Here is a 19,381-nt window from a genome sequence, read left to right as displayed (position 1 = left end):
AAAACTTAAATAATCAGACAATAAAAAATAAAATAATAAAAAGTCGAATTATCAGATAATTTACAGAAAATTCCTGTTTACAAGATAGGGAAAAAGAGTTATATTTTAAAAAAGTTTTAAATATGCAAAAGAAAGGACAGCGACTATGAGGAAAGAAAATGAAATCCCACAGCAGGGTCTGTATCGTGAAAGTTTTGAACATGATAACTGCGGTATTGGAGCAATCGTTAATATTAAAGGTCAGAAAAGCCACAGTACAGTAGCAGGTGCACTGCATATCGTGGAAAATCTGGAGCATAGAGCCGGAAAGGATGCAGAGGGAAAGACAGGAGATGGTGTCGGAATCCTGACACAGATTCCACATAACTTTTTTAAAAAGGTCTGTCAGCCACTCGGGATCGATCTCAAAGGAGAGAGAGATTATGGTGTGGGAATGTTCTTCCTTCCGCAGGACGAGCTGAAGAGAAATCAGGTGAAGAAGATCTTTGAGGTGATCGTAAAAAAAGAAGGACTGAAATTCTTAGGATGGAGAGAAGTTCCAATTCACCCGGATATCCTCGGAAAAAGTGCGGTTGACTGTATGCCATGTATCATGCAGGCGTTTATCGAACGTCCGTCTAGGTATGCAAAGGGACTGGAATTTGACCGCCGGCTGTATGTGGTAAGAAGGATCTTTGAACAGAGCAGTGATGACACGTATGTCGTTTCACTCTCCAGCAGAACGATCGTCTATAAAGGGATGTTCCTTGTAGGACAGCTCCGTCTTTTCTTTGCAGATCTGCAGGATGAGGAGTATGTATCAGCTATCGCCATGGTACATTCCCGTTTCAGTACGAATACAGCACCAAGCTGGCAGAGAGCCCATCCGAACCGTTTCATCGTGCATAACGGAGAGATCAATACAATTCGTGGTAATGCGGATAAGATGCGTGCCAGAGAAGAAACGATGGAGGCAGGCAAGCTGAAAGGTGAGCTTCATAAAGTTCTTCCGGCGATCAATACCTCCGGTTCTGACTCGGCAATGCTTGACAATGCACTGGAATTTATGGTCATGAGTGGAATGGAGCTTCCGCTGGCAGTCATGATCGCAATTCCTGAACCATGGGTCAACAACAATGAAATGTCTCAGAACAAGAAAGATTTCTATCAGTATTATGCAACCATGATGGAGCCATGGGACGGACCGGCATCCATCCTTTTCTCCGATGGAGATGTGATGGGAGCGGTACTTGACAGAAACGGTCTTCGTCCTTCCCGTTACTATATCACAGAGGATGATAACCTGATCCTTTCTTCTGAGGTCGGAGTACTGGATATTGATCCGTCAAAGATTGTCATGAAAGAAAGACTTCATCCGGGCAAGATGCTTCTGGTTGATACTGTGGCAGGCCGGGTGATCGATGATGAGGAACTGAAAGAAAAATACGCAAACGAGCATCCGTACGGTGAGTGGCTGGACAGCAATCTGATCGCTCTGAAGGATCTGAAGATCCCGAATAAAGATGTTCCGAAATATACGGCGGAAGAATGTACACAGCTTCAGAAAGCATTCGGATATTCTTATGAAGATGTGAAGACCTCCATTCTGACCATGGCAAAGAACGGTGGAGAGGGAATCGCAGCCATGGGAATGGATGCACCACTGTCCGTTCTTTCTAAAAAGCGTCAGCCGTTGTTTGGATATTTCAAGCAGTTATTTGCCCAGGTTACGAACCCGCCAATTGATGCGATCCGTGAGGAGATTGTTACATCCACTACGATCTACATTGGAAAAGACGGAAACCTGCTGGAGCAGAAAGAAGAAAATTGTAAGATGCTCAGGGTAAATAACCCGATCCTGACCAATACCGATCTTCTGAAGATCAAGAACATGAATGTGGACGGATTCAAAGTTGCAGAGATCCCGATCACTTATTATAAGAATACGAGCCTGGAAAAAGCCATTGAATATCTGTTCATCGAAGTAGACAGAGTCATCCGTGAGGGAGCGAATATCCTGATCCTGACAGACCGGGATGTAGATGAGTATCATGTAGCAATTCCGTCACTTCTGGCTGTATCGGGATTGCAGCAGCATCTAGTCCGCACAAAGAAGAGAACCTCTGTTGCCATGATCCTGGAAAGTGGGGAACCGAGAGAGGTCCATCATTTTGCAACCCTGCTGGGCTATGGAGCATGTGCGATCAACCCGTATCTGGCACATGAGTCCATCCGTCAGTTGATTGAGGCAAATCTGCTTCACAAAGATTATTACGCAGCGGTGGATGACTATAACTCTGCGGTGATCCATGGAATCATCAAGATCGCATCCAAGATGGGAATCTCAACGATCCAGTCTTATCAGGGAGCAAAGATCTTTGAGGCGATCGGTCTGAAGAGTGACTTTATCAATCGTTATTTTACCGATACAGTCAGCCGTGTCGGTGGAATCGGAATTGAGGAGATTGCAGAAGATTATACTGCATTCCATACAGAGGCCTTTGATCCGCTGGGACTTGCTGTAGATATGACACTGGACAGCGTCGGAAAGCATAAATATAAGAGCGGTGGAGAAGAACATCTTTACAATCCACAGACGATCCACATGCTTCAGCAGTCTACAAGAACCGGAAGTTATGATCTGTTCAAACAGTACACACAGATGGTGGATGAAGAGGGCGAAAAGATCAACCTGAGAGGCCAGCTTGAATTTAATTATCCGAAGAAGAGCGTTCCGATCGAAGAAGTGGAAAGCGTAGATTCCATCGTAACAAGATTTAAGACAGGAGCCATGTCCTACGGATCCATTTCCAAAGAAGCTCATGAGACCATGGCAATCGCCATGAACATGCTTCACGGAAAATCCAACTCCGGTGAAGGTGGAGAGGATATCGAGCGACTGGATACAAATAAATGCTCGGCCATCAAGCAGGTGGCTTCAGGACGTTTCGGAGTGACATCAAGATATCTTGTCAGTGCAAAAGAGATCCAGATCAAGATGGCACAGGGAGCAAAACCAGGAGAAGGTGGACATCTTCCGGGAGGAAAGGTATATCCGTGGATCGCAAAGACCCGTCATTCAACACCGGGAGTCAGTCTGATCTCACCACCACCGCACCATGATATCTACTCCATCGAAGACCTGGCACAGTTGATCTATGACTGTAAGAATGCAAATAAAAATGCAAGGATTTCAGTGAAGCTTGTATCAGAGGCAGGAGTCGGTACTGTGGCAGCCGGTGTTGCGAAAGCTGGTGCAGGAGTCATCCTGATCTCAGGTTATGACGGAGGAACCGGAGCTGCTCCGAGAAGCTCCATTCAGAATGCAGGACTTCCGTGGGAACTCGGACTTGCCGAGACGCATCAGACACTGATCCAGAATGGGCTGCGTGAGCGTGTCCGCATTGAGACAGACGGCAAGCTGATGAGCGGCCGTGATGTGGCGATCGCAGCAATGCTGGGAGCAGAAGAGTTCGGATTTGCCACAGCTCCGCTTGTAACGATGGGCTGTGTGATGATGAGAGTCTGCAACCTGGATACGTGTCCGGTGGGAGTTGCTACGCAGAACCCGGAACTGAGAAAGAGATTTACAGGAAAGCCGGAGTATGTAGTCAACTTCATGCGGTTTATTGCAGAAGAACTGAGAGAATATATGGCAAAGCTGGGTGTCCGCACAGTAGACGAACTGGTTGGACGTACCGATCTTTTGAAAGTGAAGGATGTACCGACTTCCCGTCGTGCGGCTATGCTGGATCTGAGCAGCGTGCTGTATAACCCATATGCAAAAGAAAAGAAAGGCATGATCTTCAATCCAAAGAAAGTTTACGATTTTGAACTTGGTAAGACCCTGGATGAAAAAGTGCTTGTAAAGCAGCTTCTTCCGGCACTTGAGCGGGGAGAAAAGAGAGGACTTGAAGTCGATGTCACGAATACAGACCGTGCATTCGGAACAATCTTCGGATCAGAGATCACGAGAAGATATCCTGAAGGACTGGAAGAAGACAGCTTCGTGATCCAGTGTAAAGGAGCAGGCGGTCAGAGCTTTGGTGCATTTATTCCGAAGGGACTGACTCTTGAACTGACCGGAGACAGCAACGATTATTTCGGAAAAGGTCTTTCCGGTGGTAAACTGGTCGTATGCCAGCCGAAGGGCGTGAAGTTCAAATCAGATGAGAATATCATCATCGGTAACGTTGCTTTATATGGAGCTACCAGTGGTAAAGTATTTGTCGGTGGTGTGGCAGGAGAAAGATTTGCAGTAAGAAACTCAGGAGTCAGAGCAGTGGTAGAAGGTGTCGGCGATCACGGCTGCGAGTACATGACCGGAGGATGTGTCGTTGTACTGGGACAGGTTGGAAAGAACTTTGCAGCAGGAATGAGCGGCGGTATTGCTTATGTTCTTGACCTTGACAGCAGACTTTATCAGAAAGTCAACAAAGCGATGGTCAACATCGAGCGTGTGACCGATAAGTATGATGTGCAGGAACTCAAAGGCATGATCCAGGAGCATGTAGCCTATACAAATTCAGAGGTCGGAAAGAAGATCCTTGATAACTTTAAAGAGTATCTTCCGAAGTTCAAGAAGATCATACCGGAAGATTATGAGAAAATGATGTCAACGATCATTCAGATGGAAGAAAAAGGTCTGAGCAGAGAAAAAGCAAAGATCGAGGCATTTAACCTGATTAAGAACGGAAGATAGGAGGCGTAGGAAGATGGGAAAACCGACAGGATTTATGGATTATAAAAGACAGGATAAAATAGCGGAGACACCACTTGAGAGAATACAGCATTTTAACGAGTTCCATACGCCGTTATCAAAGGAAGAACAGGAACTTCAGGGAGCACGCTGTATGGCGTGCGGAGTTCCATTCTGTCAGTCAGGAAAATTACTGGCAGGGATGGCAAGCGGATGTCCGCTCCACAATTTAGTACCGGAATGGAATGATCTGATTTATAACGGAAACTGGAAAGAAGCCTATCTGCGTCTGAAGAAGACAAATAATTTCCCGGAGTTCACCTCCCGTGTATGTCCGGCACTGTGTGAGAATGCCTGCACCTGTGGACTGAACCAGGAGGCAGTGGCATCAAAGAGCAATGAATATGCCATCATTGAAAATGCTTATGAGATGGGTTATGCCAAGGCAAATCCACCGAAAGTAAGAACCGGAAAGAAAGTTGCAGTGATCGGATCCGGTCCGTCCGGACTTGCTGCCGCAGATCTTCTGAATCAGAGAGGACATCAGGTGACGGTATTTGAACGGGAAGACAAGCCGGGCGGTCTGCTGCGGTATGGTATTCCGAATATGAAGCTGGAAAAGCAGATCATTGACCGCAAGATCGAGATCATGAAAGAGGAAGGAATTGAGTTTCGGACCGGATGTGATGTAGGAAAAGAAATCAAGCCGTCAGAGATCCTGAAAAATTATGACCGGGTTGTACTTGCATGTGGTGCATCCAATCCAAGAGATATCAAAGTACCGGGGCGGGATGCAGAAGGAATTTACTTTGCGGTAGATTTTCTGAAATCAACGACAAAAGCCTTATGGGCAAATGATATGCAGTTAAAGGATGGCACATATATTTCTGCAAAAGGAAAGAAGGTCATGGTCATCGGTGGTGGAGATACAGGAAATGACTGTGTTGGAACTTCCATCCGTCATGGAGCAAAAAGTGTGGTTCAGTTGGAAATGATGCCCAAGGCACCGGATCAGAGAGCTGCATCCAATCCATGGCCGGAATGGCCGAGAGTCTGCAAGACCGATTATGGCCAGCAGGAGGCAATCGCAGTTTTTGGTGCAGATCCGCGTGTGTATACCACAACGGTCAAAGAATTTATCAAGGATAAGAAAGGAAAGCTGTGTAAGGCTGTTCTTGTGAAACTTGAGAGTAAAAAAGACGAAAAGACCGGACGCATGAGAATGGAAGAAATTCCGGGAAGTGAATATACAGTGGCGGTGGATCTGGTTCTGATCGCAGCAGGATTCCTTGGAAGCCAGGATTATGTGACAAAAGCATTTGGTGTGGAAATCAATGAACGCACGAATGTAAAAACAGAGCCGGGCAGATATGCGACGAATGTAAAAAATGTGTTTACAGCAGGGGATATGCACCGGGGACAGTCACTTGTTGTGTGGGCGATCCGCGAGGGCCGCGAAGTTGCAAGAGAAATTGATGAAAGCCTGATGGGTTATACAAACCTGAATATACAGTAGGAAATTCCTCTGAAAAATATAACAGGAATCTTCTCTGAAAAAGATATCCGTAGAGAAATCTATGGGTATCTTTTTTCTTCCTGTGATATAATGAGCGTTAACAGATGAAAATAATTGATAGCAGGAGAGAACCATGGGAATCAGTCAGTATACATTTATAAAAAAAGAACGGAGAGCCGAGTGGGACAGAATACCGGAGCAGCATCGGCAGGAGGAGAGACTGCTTTTATGGCAGGGAGACCGTGGAAATGCAGCGGCGGAAGTGATCCTGGACGAAAAGGCAGAAGACCTGGAACTGATCGCAGATCCGGTGATGAATGAAAAAGGAAATTTGTCTGAAGGGATAGAGGTAAGAGCAGAATTTCAAAAATGGATCAGCACGTATACGGGAAGTAACTGGATCCCGGAGCCGAGGTCGTACCGTCTGCCGGAAGCACCGAAGGGAGACAAAAGCTATAGTGCGGATGTGATCTATGGTTCACAGATGGAGCGTGAAAAGCTGTTGGAGAAGAACGGAAGAATCATCCAGCCGATCTGGATCACGGTGTCAACGACTCAGGATGCAAAACCGGGGCTTTACAGTACAAAAATCCGGGTGAGAACAGAACAAGGTGGGGAGCAGAGCCTGAAGTTAAAGATCCGGGTGCTGGATCTTAAGCTGGACCAGGACAATGAGTATTATCTGAATCTGTGGCAGTATCCTTATGCCAGTGCGGCATATTATCAGGTTGAACCTTTTGGCAGGGAGCATCTTCAGATCATGAAACGGCAGATGCGGCCTTATATGGAGGCTGGTGGAAAAATCGGAACAGCTTCGATCGTGGAAGAACCGTGGTATCATCAGACATGGTGTGACTATCCGTCCATGGTCAGATGGAAAAGAGAAAATGGAAAATGGCAGTTTGAATACGGAGAGTTTGACCGGTGGACTGGGTTTTTGCTGAAAGAAGTAAAGGTGTCCTATATAGAGTGTTATTCTGTTGTTCCCTGGGGGAATGTGTTGCGATACAGGGAAGATGGAAAAGAAATAGAGAAGCAGGCAGAACCCGGAAGTGAGTTCTGGACTGAGGCGTGGAGTGCATTTTTACAGAGTTTTGTACAACATCTGGAAGAAAAAGGATGGTTTGACCGGATGATACTGGCGATGGATGAACGCCCGAAAGAAGAGATGGAGGCAGCTCTGAACCTGATCGCAACTTTCCCGGACAGGCACGGAAATTCCCTGAAAGTGGGCGGTGCGGTGGTGCATTATAATAAAGAAATGTGGGACAGACTATTTACGGTGACACCCCATCTGTCTGCACTGGCAAATGAGGAGATCCCGCAGGAGTTGTTCAGGGAGATTGTCCGCAGGCGGAGGCAGGAAGGAAAGCTGACAAGCATTTACAGTATGATCCATGATTATCCGGGCATCTTTTCCATGAGTGATCCGGGTGAAGCTGCATGGACAATCTGGTATATCGAGTCATGTGGTGCGGATGGATTTCTGAAATGGGCATATGATGCCTGGTGTAAAGATCCTCTGGAGGAAAATGTCCACTGCTATTTTGAAGCAGGGGATATGTTCTTGGTGTATCCCGGAGAAAGGCGGGAAAAAGAGCCGGATGTGCGGGTTTCACCGAGGTTCAGGATGCTGGAAGAAGCCATCCATGATGTAAGGAAACTGTGTCAGATGAAGAAAGTACCGGAATATGAAAAGAAGGCAGAACAGCTTTTGGACAGTGTCAGATGCTTTTATGGAAAAGGAAAAAGCAACGGAGTCGGAACAGCCGGATTTATGGAGGCAGATGAGCAGATAAAAAGAGAACTGGCAGAAGAAGTGGAACGGCTGCATCGGGCAGTCGGTATACTGTCCTGCCGGTATGCAGTGGATGAAGAACAACTGATGGAAAGGATCAGGCTGCCGAAAGAGGGAAGAGATGTGGTACGGATTCTGAAGATGACGGAGCAGGAATACCACAGATGGAAAGAATTATTTTATAAAAAAGAAGAAAAATTTTTTGAAATGCTTGCAGGAGAACAGGAAAAAGAAGGACTTCTTCTTTCTTTATATGTCCGTTTTGCAACGGATCTGTATAAAGAGTATGTAGAAAAAGAAATACCGGATGAAGTGTATGATGCGACATTTTCAGATTTTACAATCTGGTATCGGCATTGTGTAAAAGAAAGAAAAAAGATCGGACTTTGCGAGGAGCAGTGGCTGAAACTTCATTTGAAAATGAAATTATTCCGGCTTGGAAGACTTCAGTTTGAGCCGGATGAGGGGCAGAAAGTGATCCATGTCCATGTACCGGAAGGAGAATCTCTGAGCCGTGAAGGATGTGAAGCATCTTTTGCATGGGCGGACCGTTTTTTTGGTTCTTCCTATAAACTGTATGACTGCGAATCCTGGCTGCTTTCTCCGGCACTGAAAGAGCTGCTGGAGAAAGAAAGCGGAATCCTTCAGTTTCAGAATTGCTTTGAAATTCAGTCTGTGAATCTGGAAAACCGTCAGGCAGAGGAAAGGGTTTTTGGAAGAATACTGGAAGATCCGGAGGCATATCCTGAGAACACCAGTCTGCAAAAAGCATTGAAAAACTATTTGTCAGAAGGGAAAAAACCGGGAGTCGGATATGGGTGTCGGATAAGAAAAAAGATCTTTTGACCAAAAAATTAGATGTCGGGGTCAAAAGCCCCCGACTATGATACCTGCGGATTGTTACGCACTACGTGCCCCCACAATCCTACCCAACATTCGCATATCGTGGTGCTTACGCCCTACTTTTATGCTCATATTGGGGCAGGTCACAAGGTCATTCTACCACTGGTGTGCGAGCACACGTGGTGTCAGACCTTTTGCCCCTGGTATCAAAAATTAAAATATAGTATGATAAAAGACAATGCAAATAAAAGGAGCAGATGCCTATGTTACAGATAAAGAATGTCTGCAAAGAATACAGAACAGGGGGACTGGTGCAGAAAGCCCTGGATGATGTGAGCCTGAATTTAAGGGATAATGAATTTGTTGCCATTCTGGGTCCCAGTGGTTCCGGTAAGACAACCCTGCTTAATATCATTGGTGGGCTGGACCGGTATGACAGTGGAGATCTGATCATTAACGGGATTTCAACCCAAAAATATAAAGACAGAGACTGGGATTCCTATAGAAACCATACCATCGGATTCGTTTTTCAGAGTTATAATCTGATCCCGCATCAGAGTGTGCTGGCAAATGTAGAACTGGCACTGACAATCTCGGGAATCGGAAAGAGTGAACGAAGAAGACGTGCAACAGAAGCACTGGAAAAGGTGGGGCTTGGAAAGCAGCTCCATAAAAGACCAAGTCAGATGTCGGGCGGTCAGATGCAGAGAGTGGCGATCGCAAGGGCATTGGTCAATGATCCTGACATTTTACTGGCAGATGAGCCGACCGGAGCGTTGGACAGCGATACCAGTGTGCAGGTCATGGATCTGCTTCAGGAGGTGGCAAAAGACCGTCTGGTTGTGATGGTCACGCACAACCCGGAACTGGCAGAACAGTATGCCACCAGGATCGTGACCCTGCGTGACGGGAAGATCCGTTCCGATACGGATCCATATGAAGTGGATGAAACGCAGGCAGAACCACCGAAGCATAAAAATATGGGAAAGTCGTCGATGTCATTTCTGACGGCACTGGCACTGAGTTTTAATAATCTGAAGACCAAAAAAGCAAGGACACTTCTGACTGCTTTTGCAGGTTCCATCGGAATCATCGGGATTGCACTGATTCTTTCTCTGTCCAATGGAGTCAATGAATACATTCAGAATGTGGAAGAAGAGACTCTGTCAGAGTATCCTTTACAGATTCAGAGTACCGGATTTGATATCACTTCCATGATGGTCGGAAATGCATCTGAGATGGCAGCCGATGATGAAAAGGATACGGCAGACAATGAGGATGGAAAAGTCAAAGTCATGCAACTGGTAACCAATATGTTTTCGACGATGGATTCCAATGACCTGAAATCTTTAAAAGAATATCTTGATGAAGGAAAAAGCGGAATTGAAAAGTATACGAATGCCGTGGAATATTCCTATAGTGTAACGCCTCAGATCTTTAAAGAGGAGAAGGATGGTGTCCGTCAGGTACATCCGGATCAGTCTTTTTCTTCTCTGGGACTTGGATCATCGAGCAGTTCCAACAGTATCATGTCATCTATGATGAGTACGGATGTATTTTTTGAGATGCCTGAAACCAGAAGTCTCTACGAAAGTCAGTATGATGTGAAAGCAGGAAAATGGCCGGAAAAATATAATGAGTGTGTCCTGGTGCTTTCTTCTAATGGAAGTATCAGTGATTTTGTAGCATATACGCTGGGACTGAGAGATCCGCTGGAGCTGGATGAGATGATCCGGCAGTTTATGAATGAAGAGACGATTGATGTACCATCCGATTTTCAGGATTACAGTTACGATCAGATCGTGGGAACGACGTTTAAACTGGTGAACAGTTCTGACTTTTATGAATATGACAGTCAGTATAAGGTCTGGAAGGATAAAACAGATAATGCTTCTTATATGAAGAAACTGGTAGAAAATGGAGAGACGATTCGGATCGTTGGTGTAGTACAGCCCAGGGAAGGAGCAGCAGCTTCTTCCCTGAATCCGGGCATCTGCTATCCGGCATCACTGACCAGGTATGTGGCAGAGCAGGCAGCAGACAGTGAGATCGTAAAGCAGCAGCTTGCAGATGCAGGAGTTAATGTATTTACAAATAAGAAGTTCGGAGAGGAGGACGGAGAGAGCAGCTTTTCAGAAGATTCGCTTTTTACTGTAGATGAAGCAGCATTGCAAAAGGCATTTAAGATGGATGAGTCTGTACTTGCAGGACTTGGAACAGCATCGGATTTTTCAGGAGTCTTTACATCCGGTGGAAATGCACTGGATCTGTCAGGAATGATGGACAGTGGCAGCCTAGATCTGAATCTGGACGGACTGCCTGCAATGGATCTGCAAAAGCTGTTAAAAGGGATAAAAGTCGAGGTTTCATCGGATGGAATGCAGAAGTTATCTGCCAGTATGCTGGAAGGATATCAGGAGTATGCAAAGACGCATCCGGAGGCAGATTATTCCAATTTACAGGAAGATCTCAGAAATTATCTGCGTTCGGAAACTGCAAGAAAGATCCTTTCGGATAATCTGAAAGAGATTTTAAAAGCCAACGGAGAAGTCAAAGTCAGTGCAGAACAGATACAGGAACTGCTCCGAAATCTCATGTCGGGTTATCAGGAGTTCCTCATTAAAAATGGTTATACAGATCCTGCAAAATCTGATGAGTATCTGACAGAATATCTGCAGACAGCAGAAGCACAGAAGATCATTGCCGACTGGATGGAAAAGATCTATCCGTCGGACCGAGATTTTGAGATCAGCGATGCACAGCTTGAAAAACTGACAGATGAGCTGCTTAACGGTTATCTTGATTATGTAAAAGTGAATGGCCTGCCGGATCCGACAAAGCTGGGAGATCATATTCTTGAATATCTGAATACGGAGGACGGTCAGAAGCGGTTTTCTGAAGGACTGGTTGCAGCGGTCGATATGGATTCGCTGGAGCAGCAGCTCTCCAAAGCCATGGCTTCTTATATGGAACAGGCGATGGGGGCAATGTCAGAATCTGTGGCACAGGCGGTAGAGAAGCAGGTGCAGCAGTTGATGGGACAGATCACGAAAGCAATGGAAAATTCCATGCAGCAGGCAATGTCACAGCTCGGCACGAATCTGCAGAACGTGATGGAAAATGCAATCAGTATTGATGTGGATGCTTTTGCAGATGCATTTCAGATGAATGTAAGTGAGGAAGACTTAACGGAGTTGTTCTTATCTCTTGGATCAAAGCAGAGTGCATCTTATGATGGAAATTTACAGAAACTTGGCTATGCTGATTTTTCTGAACCATCCGGCATTAATATTTATCCAAAAGATTTTCAGAGTAAAGAACAGGTTGTAAAGATCCTGGATGATTACAACAGCCGGATGGAGGCAGACGGAAAAGAAGAGCAGGTCATCACATATACGGACGTAGTTGGAACGCTGATGTCTTCCGTGACAGATATTGTGGATATCATCAGTTACGTTCTGATTGCGTTTGTGGCAATCTCACTGGTCGTTTCTTCGATCATGATCGGTGTCATCACGTATATCAGTGTACTGGAGCGAAAAAAAGAAATCGGTATCCTCCGTGCCATCGGTGCGTCCAAAGGAAATGTATCGCAAGTCTTTAATGCTGAGACATTTATCATCGGATTTTGTGCGGGACTGATCGGAATTGGTCTGACGCTTCTGCTGCTGATTCCATGTAATGCGGTGATCCATCACTTGGCAGATACAACAGCGGTCAGGGCAGCACTTCCATTTGTCCCGGCAGCGGTTTTGATCCTTTTAAGTATCGGGCTTACTTTACTTGGAGGACTGATTCCTTCCAGAAAAGCAGCAAAGAGTGATCCGGTAACGGCATTAAGAACGGAGTGATAAAATGGAAAATTTGATTTTTAGTCTGAATGCGACTGTTCCTATTTTTCTCATGATGGTACTGGGAATGGTTTTTCGGAAAATTGGGTGGATGGATGTAGAATTTGCGGAAAAGATGAATAAATTTGTTTTTCTTGTTCCGCTTCCGGTGTTGCTTTTCAGTGACCTTGCAACGGTTGATTTTGAGGAAGTATGGAATATCCGGTTTGTGATCTTCTGCTTTATTGTTACATTTATCAGCATTGCGATTGTGTCAGGTATTTCATTTTTATGGAAAGACAGGACTATTCAGGGAGAGTTTATCCAGTCATCCTATCGGAGCAGTGCGGCACTGCTGGGAATTGCATTTATTCAGAATGTTTATGGAAATGCAGGAATGGCTCCGCTGATGATCATTGGAAGTGTCCCACTTTATAATGTGATGGCAGTGGTTGTATTGTCGTTCTTTCAACCGGAAAGAAAAGCACTGGATAAGGAAGTGTGGAAAAAAACTTTAAAAGGGATCGTGACAAATCCGATCATTATCGGAATCGTGGCAGGGCTGATCTGGTCAGCACTGAAGATCCCGATGCCGCAGATACTCAATAAGGCAGTGTCCAGTATCGGAGCTGTTGCGACACCAATGGGACTGATGGCGATGGGAGCAACCTTTGACTTTCAGAAAGCACTGGGAAAAGTAAGACCGGCTGTCACAGCAACATTTATTAAACTGGTCGGATTCGTCGCGATTTTTCTCCCGCTTGCAGCATATCTTGGATTCCGAAGGGAAGAACTGATCGCAATCCTGGTCATGCTTGGATCGGCGACGACTGTGAGCAGTTTCGTGATGGCAAAAAATATGGGACATGAAGGAGTGCTTTCTTCCAGCGTCGTCATGCTGACAACTCTGTTCAGTGCATTTACCCTGACCGGGTGGCTGTATCTTTTAAAAAGTCTGGCACTGATCTGAACAGACCGGACAGGATACAATGGATTTCATTTTTGAAAGCAGGAAAGGAGGATGTCCATGCTAAAGACATTATTAAAAGAAGTAAAAGAATATAAGAGAGTTTCCATAGTGACTCCTGTATTTATGATCGTGGAAGTCCTGATGGAGACGCTGATCCCGTTCCTGATGGCATCGATCATTGATGAAGGGGTCAATGCAGGAAATATGCAGCATATTTACAAAGTAGGAGGCATTATGGTCGTTGCCGCCGCAGTCGGATTATTTGCAGGACTGGCAGGCGGAAGGTTTGGAGCAAAGGCTTCTGCAGGATTTGCAAAAAATCTGCGTGAGGCAATGTTCAACCATATCCAGAGTTTTTCTTTTGCCAATATCGATCATTTCAGTACGGCAGGACTGGTAACCCGTATGACAACTGATGTGACGAATGTACAGAATGCGTACATGATGACACTGCGTATGTTCACGCGTGCCCCTGCCAGTATGATCTGTGCCATGGTGATGGCATTTGCGATCAATGCAAGACTTGCAAGCATCTATCTTGTTGCAGTCATTATATTAGGTACGATCCTTTTCTTTATTATCCGTCATGCAACGGCGTATTTTCGGCAGGCATTTCCGAAATATGATGACCTGAATGCATCGGTACAGGAGAATGTCTCTGCGATCCGTGTCGTGAAGGCTTATGTAAGAGAGGAGCAGGAGACAAGTAAGTTTCAGAAAGCAAGTGAAAATATTTACAGGATTTTTGTAAAGGCAGAACGAAATGTTATTTTTAATGCACCGCTGATGATGACAACGGTTTATACCTGTATTATCCTGATTAGCTGGCTGGGAGCAAAAATGATCATAAGTAGTACGCTGACGACCGGGGAACTGATGAGTCTGCTGGCATACTGTATGAATATTCTGAGCAGTCTGATGATGCTGTCCATGGTATTTGTCATGATCTCTATGAGTACAGCCAGTATGCAGCGAATTTCAGAAGTACTGAATGAAGAGAGTGACCTTCATAATCCGGCAGATCCTGTCTTTGAAGTAAAAGATGGAAGAATCGAATTTAAAAATGTAGAATTTGCTTATAAAAAGGACAGCAAAGAGCCGGTACTGACCGATATCAATCTGAAGATCCGTTCAGGAGAGACAATTGGGATCATCGGGGGAACAGGAAGTGCAAAGACCAGTCTGGTCAATCTGGTCAGTCGTCTGTATGATGTGACAAAGGGAGAAGTTCTTGTCGGTGGCAGAAATGTCAGAGAATATGACATGGAATCTCTGAGAAACCAAGTAGCAGTTGTACTTCAGAAGAATGTTCTTTTCTCCGGCACGATTCTGGAAAATCTGCGGTGGGGAAATAAAAATGCCACAGATGAAGAGTGCATAGAAGCGTGTAAACTGGCATGTGCAGATGAATTTATTGAACGATTTCCAAAGAAATATGAGACGTACATCGAACAGGGTGGAACTAATGTATCCGGTGGACAGAAGCAGAGACTCTGTATTGCCAGGGCAATTCTGAAAAAGCCGAAGATCCTGATCCTGGATGACAGTACCAGTGCGGTAGATACAGCTACAGATGCAAAAATCCGCAGAGCGTTCAGAAAAGAGGTTCCTGATACAACCAAGCTGATCATCGCCCAGCGTGTCTCCAGTGTGCAGGATGCAGACCGTATCATTGTGATGGATGAAGGCAGGATCAATGGATTTGGAACGCATGAAGAATTGCTGGAGACGAACGAAATCTACCGGGAAGTTTATGAGTCTCAGACGCAGGGCGGCGGTGATTTTGATGAAAAGGCAGGTGAATAAAATGGCAGGAACAATGAGGAAAACTCCCCGTGGAGCAAAGGGAAAAGTGGAAAACCCGGGAAAACTTTTTGTACGGCTGATGAAATATGTATTTAAAGATTACCTGTGGCAGTGTATTCTGGTTTTTGTTCTGATCCTGACAGGAGTTATCGCAAATGTACAGGGTACGATGTTTACCAAAAATCTGATCGATGATTATATTACTCCGTTCCTTCTGACGGATTCACCGGATTTTGGACCTTTAGCCCAGGCAATCGGCAGGGTAGCGGTCTTTTATGCAGTGGGTGTGATAGCAACCTATCTGTATAACCGGATCATGGTCAATGTGACGCAGGGAACTCTGAGGAATCTGAGAAATGAATTATTTGAACATATGGAAACGCTGCCGATCAAATATTTTGATACCCACGCTCACGGAGATATCATGTCTGTATATACGAATGATATTGATACACTGCGACAGATGATCAGTCAGAGTATTCCGCAGATCATCAACAGCGGGATCACGATCATCAGTGTTTTTATCAGTATGCTGATCCTGAATATCCCGCTGACGGTGGTTACGATGGTCATGGTGGCAGTCATGGTTTTATGCACGAAGGCATCAGCAGGACGGAGCGGAAGATACTTCCTGGAACAGCAGGTGAATCTGGGAAAAGTCAATGGATTTATCGAGGAAATGATGAACGGGCAGAAAGTCGTTAAAGTTTTCTGTCATGAGGAAGAAAATAAAGCCGATTTCAAAAAGCTGAATGATGACTTGTTTGTCAGTGCGGATCGTGCCAATACTTTTTCCAATTTTTTAGGACCGATCAATGCACAGCTTGGAAATATCAGTTATGTCTTATGTGCGATCGTCGGTGGAGGTCTTGCATTGAACGGAGTCGGTGGCTTTACATTAGGTGGTCTGGCAAGTTTTCTGACTTTTAATAAAAGCTTCAGTATGCCGATCAATCAGGTCAGCATGCAGTTAAATGCGATCGTCATGGCAATGGCGGGTGCAGAAAGAATTTTCCGGCTGCTGGATGAAAAGCAGGAAGTAGATGAAGGATATGTCACTCTGGTACGTGCAAAAGAAGTGGATGGAAAGCTGACAGAGTGTAAAGAAAGAACCGGACGCTGGGCGTGGAAACATGTGCATCAGGCAGATGGTTCAGTGGATTATATTGAACTGAAAGGAAATGTTGTCTTTGACGGAGTTGACTTTGGATATAATGATGATAAGATCGTTCTGCATGATGTCAGGTTATATGCTGAGCCGGGCCAGAAGATCGCATTCGTCGGATCGACCGGAGCCGGAAAGACAACCATTACGAATCTGATCAACCGGTTCTATGATATCCAGGATGGTAAAATCCGCTATGATGGCATCAATATTAATAAGATTAAAAAGGCAGATCTGCGGCGTTCCCTGGGGATCGTTCTGCAGGATACGCATCTTTTTACCGGAACAGTCCGGGAAAATATCCGGTTCGGAAAGCTGGATGCAACAGATGAAGAAATCGTGGCGGCAGCAAAGCTTGCCAATGCAGACGGATTTATCCGCAGGCTTCCGGATGGATATGATACCGTACTGACCGGAGACGGTGCGAATTTAAGCCAGGGACAGCGTCAGCTTCTTGCGATAGCAAGGGCAGCAGTGGCAGATCCACCGGTTCTGATCCTGGATGAAGCGACAAGCTCGATCGATACAAGAACAGAGCGGATTATTCAGGAAAGTATGGACCGTCTGATGAAAGGAAGGACAACGTTTGTGATCGCACATCGCCTTTCTACTGTCAGAAACTCAGATTGTATCATGGTTCTGGAACAGGGAAGAATCATAGAGCGTGGAACGCATGAACAGTTGATCGAAGAAAAAGGCAGGTATTATCAGTTGTATACCGGAAATGCGATCAGTGCATAAAAAGTGCCGGGAACAGAGAAAAAAGTATCCGCATAAAAAAGAAGAAAAGAATGAAAAAGAATCCTTCAGAGCGAGGTCATGAGTGAAGACACTGCTTTAAAGGATTCTTTTTTGCTGTCAGGCATCCGCAAAAATAGACACGCTGGATTCTTCAATCAGTACTAGTACATCGTTTTCGAAATAACTATACCACTAACTTGTCTGCAAATCCGATTGCACAGGCATAAAAGCCTCGGCGTAGCCCGCTACGCCTACATTTTTATACCTGCACACTCGAATCTGCATCCTGCGTGATTGGTATAGTTATTTACGAAACGATGTACTAGGAGATGAATACAGCCAGCTTTTTCTGCTCCCAGCTAATGACAGGACCAAGGAAAAATGCAATCGCAAATGTGACCGGACCGACATTTCCACCGGCGATCCATCCCAGAAGAAGAAAAGATGTATCCCATGCGATACGGACGTATTTAAATGGAACGTGCGGTACTTTCTTTGCAAGAATAAATGAAATTGCATCGTACGGTGATGTACCAAGAGCAGCAGTCATATACATGGCGGCTCCGAAAATAAATACAATCAGTGCAGGCAGCAGGATACAGATGCGAACCGGCATGGATTCAAAGAAATGTGCGGGAAAGATTCTGCTGTAGATCCATCTGCAGGTATCGGAGATATATCCGATAAAGATCATATTTGCAATCGTTCCAAAACCGATCAGGCTTGTATCGGACAGGAAAATGATGATAAAAAGGATCAGATTGATCAGAAGCTGGGCTGTTCCAAATGTCAGTCCGACATGGGAGATTACTCCCTGCGTAAATGCCGAACATGGATCTGTACCGAAATGGATCTCGATCAGCCAGGAGAGTCCGAATCCCTGGATGAGAACTCCAAGTATGACCATGATCAGTCTGTTCTTGAATTTTTCAGGTCTTGCAAACCAGTTTAATTTTTTCATAGATACCTCCTCAAGATATAAAAAATAAAGTCACAAAAAATGCAGTAACAGCATATAGCTTATCGTTCCGGCAGCGATGGACAGGAACATATTCCGTTTCCATATATGTAAAAGTGTTGTTATCAGAATGGAAACTGCTTCAGGAAGTCCGTGCGTTCCATGGAGAACATCTACATTCCGCAGGCAGTAGATGATGAGCATTCCAAAGACGGCAGAAGGAAGATATTTCCCAATATATTGTATAAATTCCGGTGTCTTTCGATTTTCACTGAAAATGATAAAAGGAAGGAAACGGGTCGTCATTGTTCCGAGAATACAGAGTCCGATGGTGATGATCTGCTGGGTAAGTGTCATGGGTTATCAGCCTCCTTTTTTTCAAGTTTCTTTCTTAATATAGCAAGAAAGATCAGGATCAGGAGCATGGTCGGGATCATAAAGGCATCTGCACCGAAAAGGATCAGGCACAGAGCAGTAACGGTAAGTCCGAGGACAGAAGCTGTATGATCCTTTTCCTTGAACCATTGCTCCAGAAAGATCACGACGAACATTGCTGTCATCACAAAGCTGATTCCATTGGTATCAAATTTGAGTAAAGAACCGAGCAAAGCTCCCAGAGTTGCTGAAATACCCCAGTAAAGCTGGTCTAAAAGTGTCACAAAGAACATGAACCATCCCCGGTCAATGTCTTCCGGAATGTCAGCCGTATAATTGACAGAAAATGTCTCGTCGCACATTCCGAAGATCAGATAATATTTTTCACAACCCATTCCCTTAAATTTGTCCAGCATGGAAATCCCGTAAAAAAGATGGCGTGCCTGGATCAGTAATGCCATGATCAATACCTGTACCGGGGCAAATGGACTTAGCAGCATCTCGACAGCGACAAACTCCAAAGAGCCACCGTAGATCAGAAAACTCATGCAAAGAGGGTAGACAAAAGAAAACCCGGATGCATTCATGTAGATTCCATAAGCCATTCCGAGAAAACTGAACCCGGCTAAAATAGGGAGAGTATAAGGAAAAGCGGCTTTGAAAGCTTTGCGTTTCATAAATCCTCCTTGAAATCATTTCCA

10 protein-coding genes are annotated in these 19,381 nt (G+C 45.1%); 7 read left to right on the top strand and 3 right to left on the bottom strand.

Translation table 11 applies throughout. The annotated features are described in order from the left end of the window. Nucleotides 1-145: 145 nt before the first annotated feature. From gltB to NQ541_RS08730, 7 genes are all read left to right on the top strand, one after another. A complete protein-coding gene (gene gltB, locus NQ541_RS08760; RefSeq protein ID WP_005612839.1) occupies nucleotides 146-4,681 on the top strand; it encodes a glutamate synthase large subunit in 4,536 nt (1,511 codons plus the stop codon). A 13-nt stretch (nucleotides 4,682-4,694) separates the two neighbouring features. Next, nucleotides 4,695-6,194, top strand: a complete 1,500-nt coding sequence (locus NQ541_RS08755; protein ID WP_005612842.1) for a glutamate synthase subunit beta — start codon at nucleotides 4,695-4,697, stop codon at nucleotides 6,192-6,194. A gap of 133 nt (nucleotides 6,195-6,327) precedes the next feature. Beyond that, nucleotides 6,328-8,838 (top strand): glycoside hydrolase domain-containing protein, encoded by a 2,511-nt coding sequence (locus NQ541_RS08750; protein WP_005612844.1) that lies wholly within the window; start codon nucleotides 6,328-6,330, stop codon nucleotides 8,836-8,838. Between the two features lie 260 nt (nucleotides 8,839-9,098). After that, entirely contained in the window at nucleotides 9,099-12,686 is a 3,588-nt protein-coding gene (locus NQ541_RS08745; protein ID WP_023921228.1) for an ABC transporter ATP-binding protein/permease, read from the top strand. A 4-nt stretch (nucleotides 12,687-12,690) separates the two neighbouring features. After that, on the top strand, nucleotides 12,691-13,635 hold the full coding sequence (locus tag NQ541_RS08740; protein WP_005612848.1) for an AEC family transporter: 945 nt from the start codon (nucleotides 12,691-12,693) through the stop codon (nucleotides 13,633-13,635). Nucleotides 13,636-13,692: 57 nt separating this feature from the next. After that, nucleotides 13,693-15,441: an ABC transporter ATP-binding protein gene (locus NQ541_RS08735; protein ID WP_005612850.1), complete on the top strand. Its 1,749-nt coding sequence runs from the start codon at nucleotides 13,693-13,695 to the stop codon at nucleotides 15,439-15,441. A gap of 1 nt (nucleotide 15,442) precedes the next feature. Further along, a complete protein-coding gene (locus tag NQ541_RS08730; RefSeq protein WP_044941141.1) occupies nucleotides 15,443-17,347 on the top strand; it encodes an ABC transporter ATP-binding protein in 1,905 nt (634 codons plus the stop codon). A 322-nt stretch (nucleotides 17,348-17,669) separates the two neighbouring features. Here the strand turns inward: NQ541_RS08730 and NQ541_RS08725 are convergent, their stop codons facing one another. From NQ541_RS08725 to NQ541_RS08715, 3 genes are read right to left on the bottom strand one after another with little or no spacing between them, the layout of a single operon-like run. Beyond that, the gene (locus tag NQ541_RS08725) at nucleotides 17,670-18,308 is read right to left on the bottom strand and encodes a YczE/YyaS/YitT family protein (RefSeq protein WP_005612854.1); all 639 of its coding nucleotides are present in this window, start codon (nucleotides 18,306-18,308) and stop codon (nucleotides 17,670-17,672) included. A 30-nt stretch (nucleotides 18,309-18,338) separates the two neighbouring features. Further along, entirely contained in the window at nucleotides 18,339-18,662 is a 324-nt protein-coding gene (locus NQ541_RS08720; RefSeq protein WP_005612855.1) for a branched-chain amino acid transporter permease, read from the bottom strand. Continuing rightward, nucleotides 18,659-19,357: an AzlC family ABC transporter permease gene (locus NQ541_RS08715; RefSeq protein WP_005612857.1), complete on the bottom strand. Its 699-nt coding sequence runs from the start codon at nucleotides 19,355-19,357 to the stop codon at nucleotides 18,659-18,661. The genes NQ541_RS08720 and NQ541_RS08715 overlap by 4 nt, the downstream gene beginning before the upstream one ends. Nucleotides 19,358-19,381 lie beyond the last annotated feature (24 nt).

Origin of the sequence: [Ruminococcus] lactaris ATCC 29176 (assembly GCF_025152405.1) — a bacterium.
Lineage (GTDB): Bacteria > Bacillota > Clostridia > Lachnospirales > Lachnospiraceae > Mediterraneibacter > Mediterraneibacter lactaris.
Note: the sequence above shows the minus strand (reverse complement) of the source record. Positions and strands in the feature narration are given on the sequence as shown.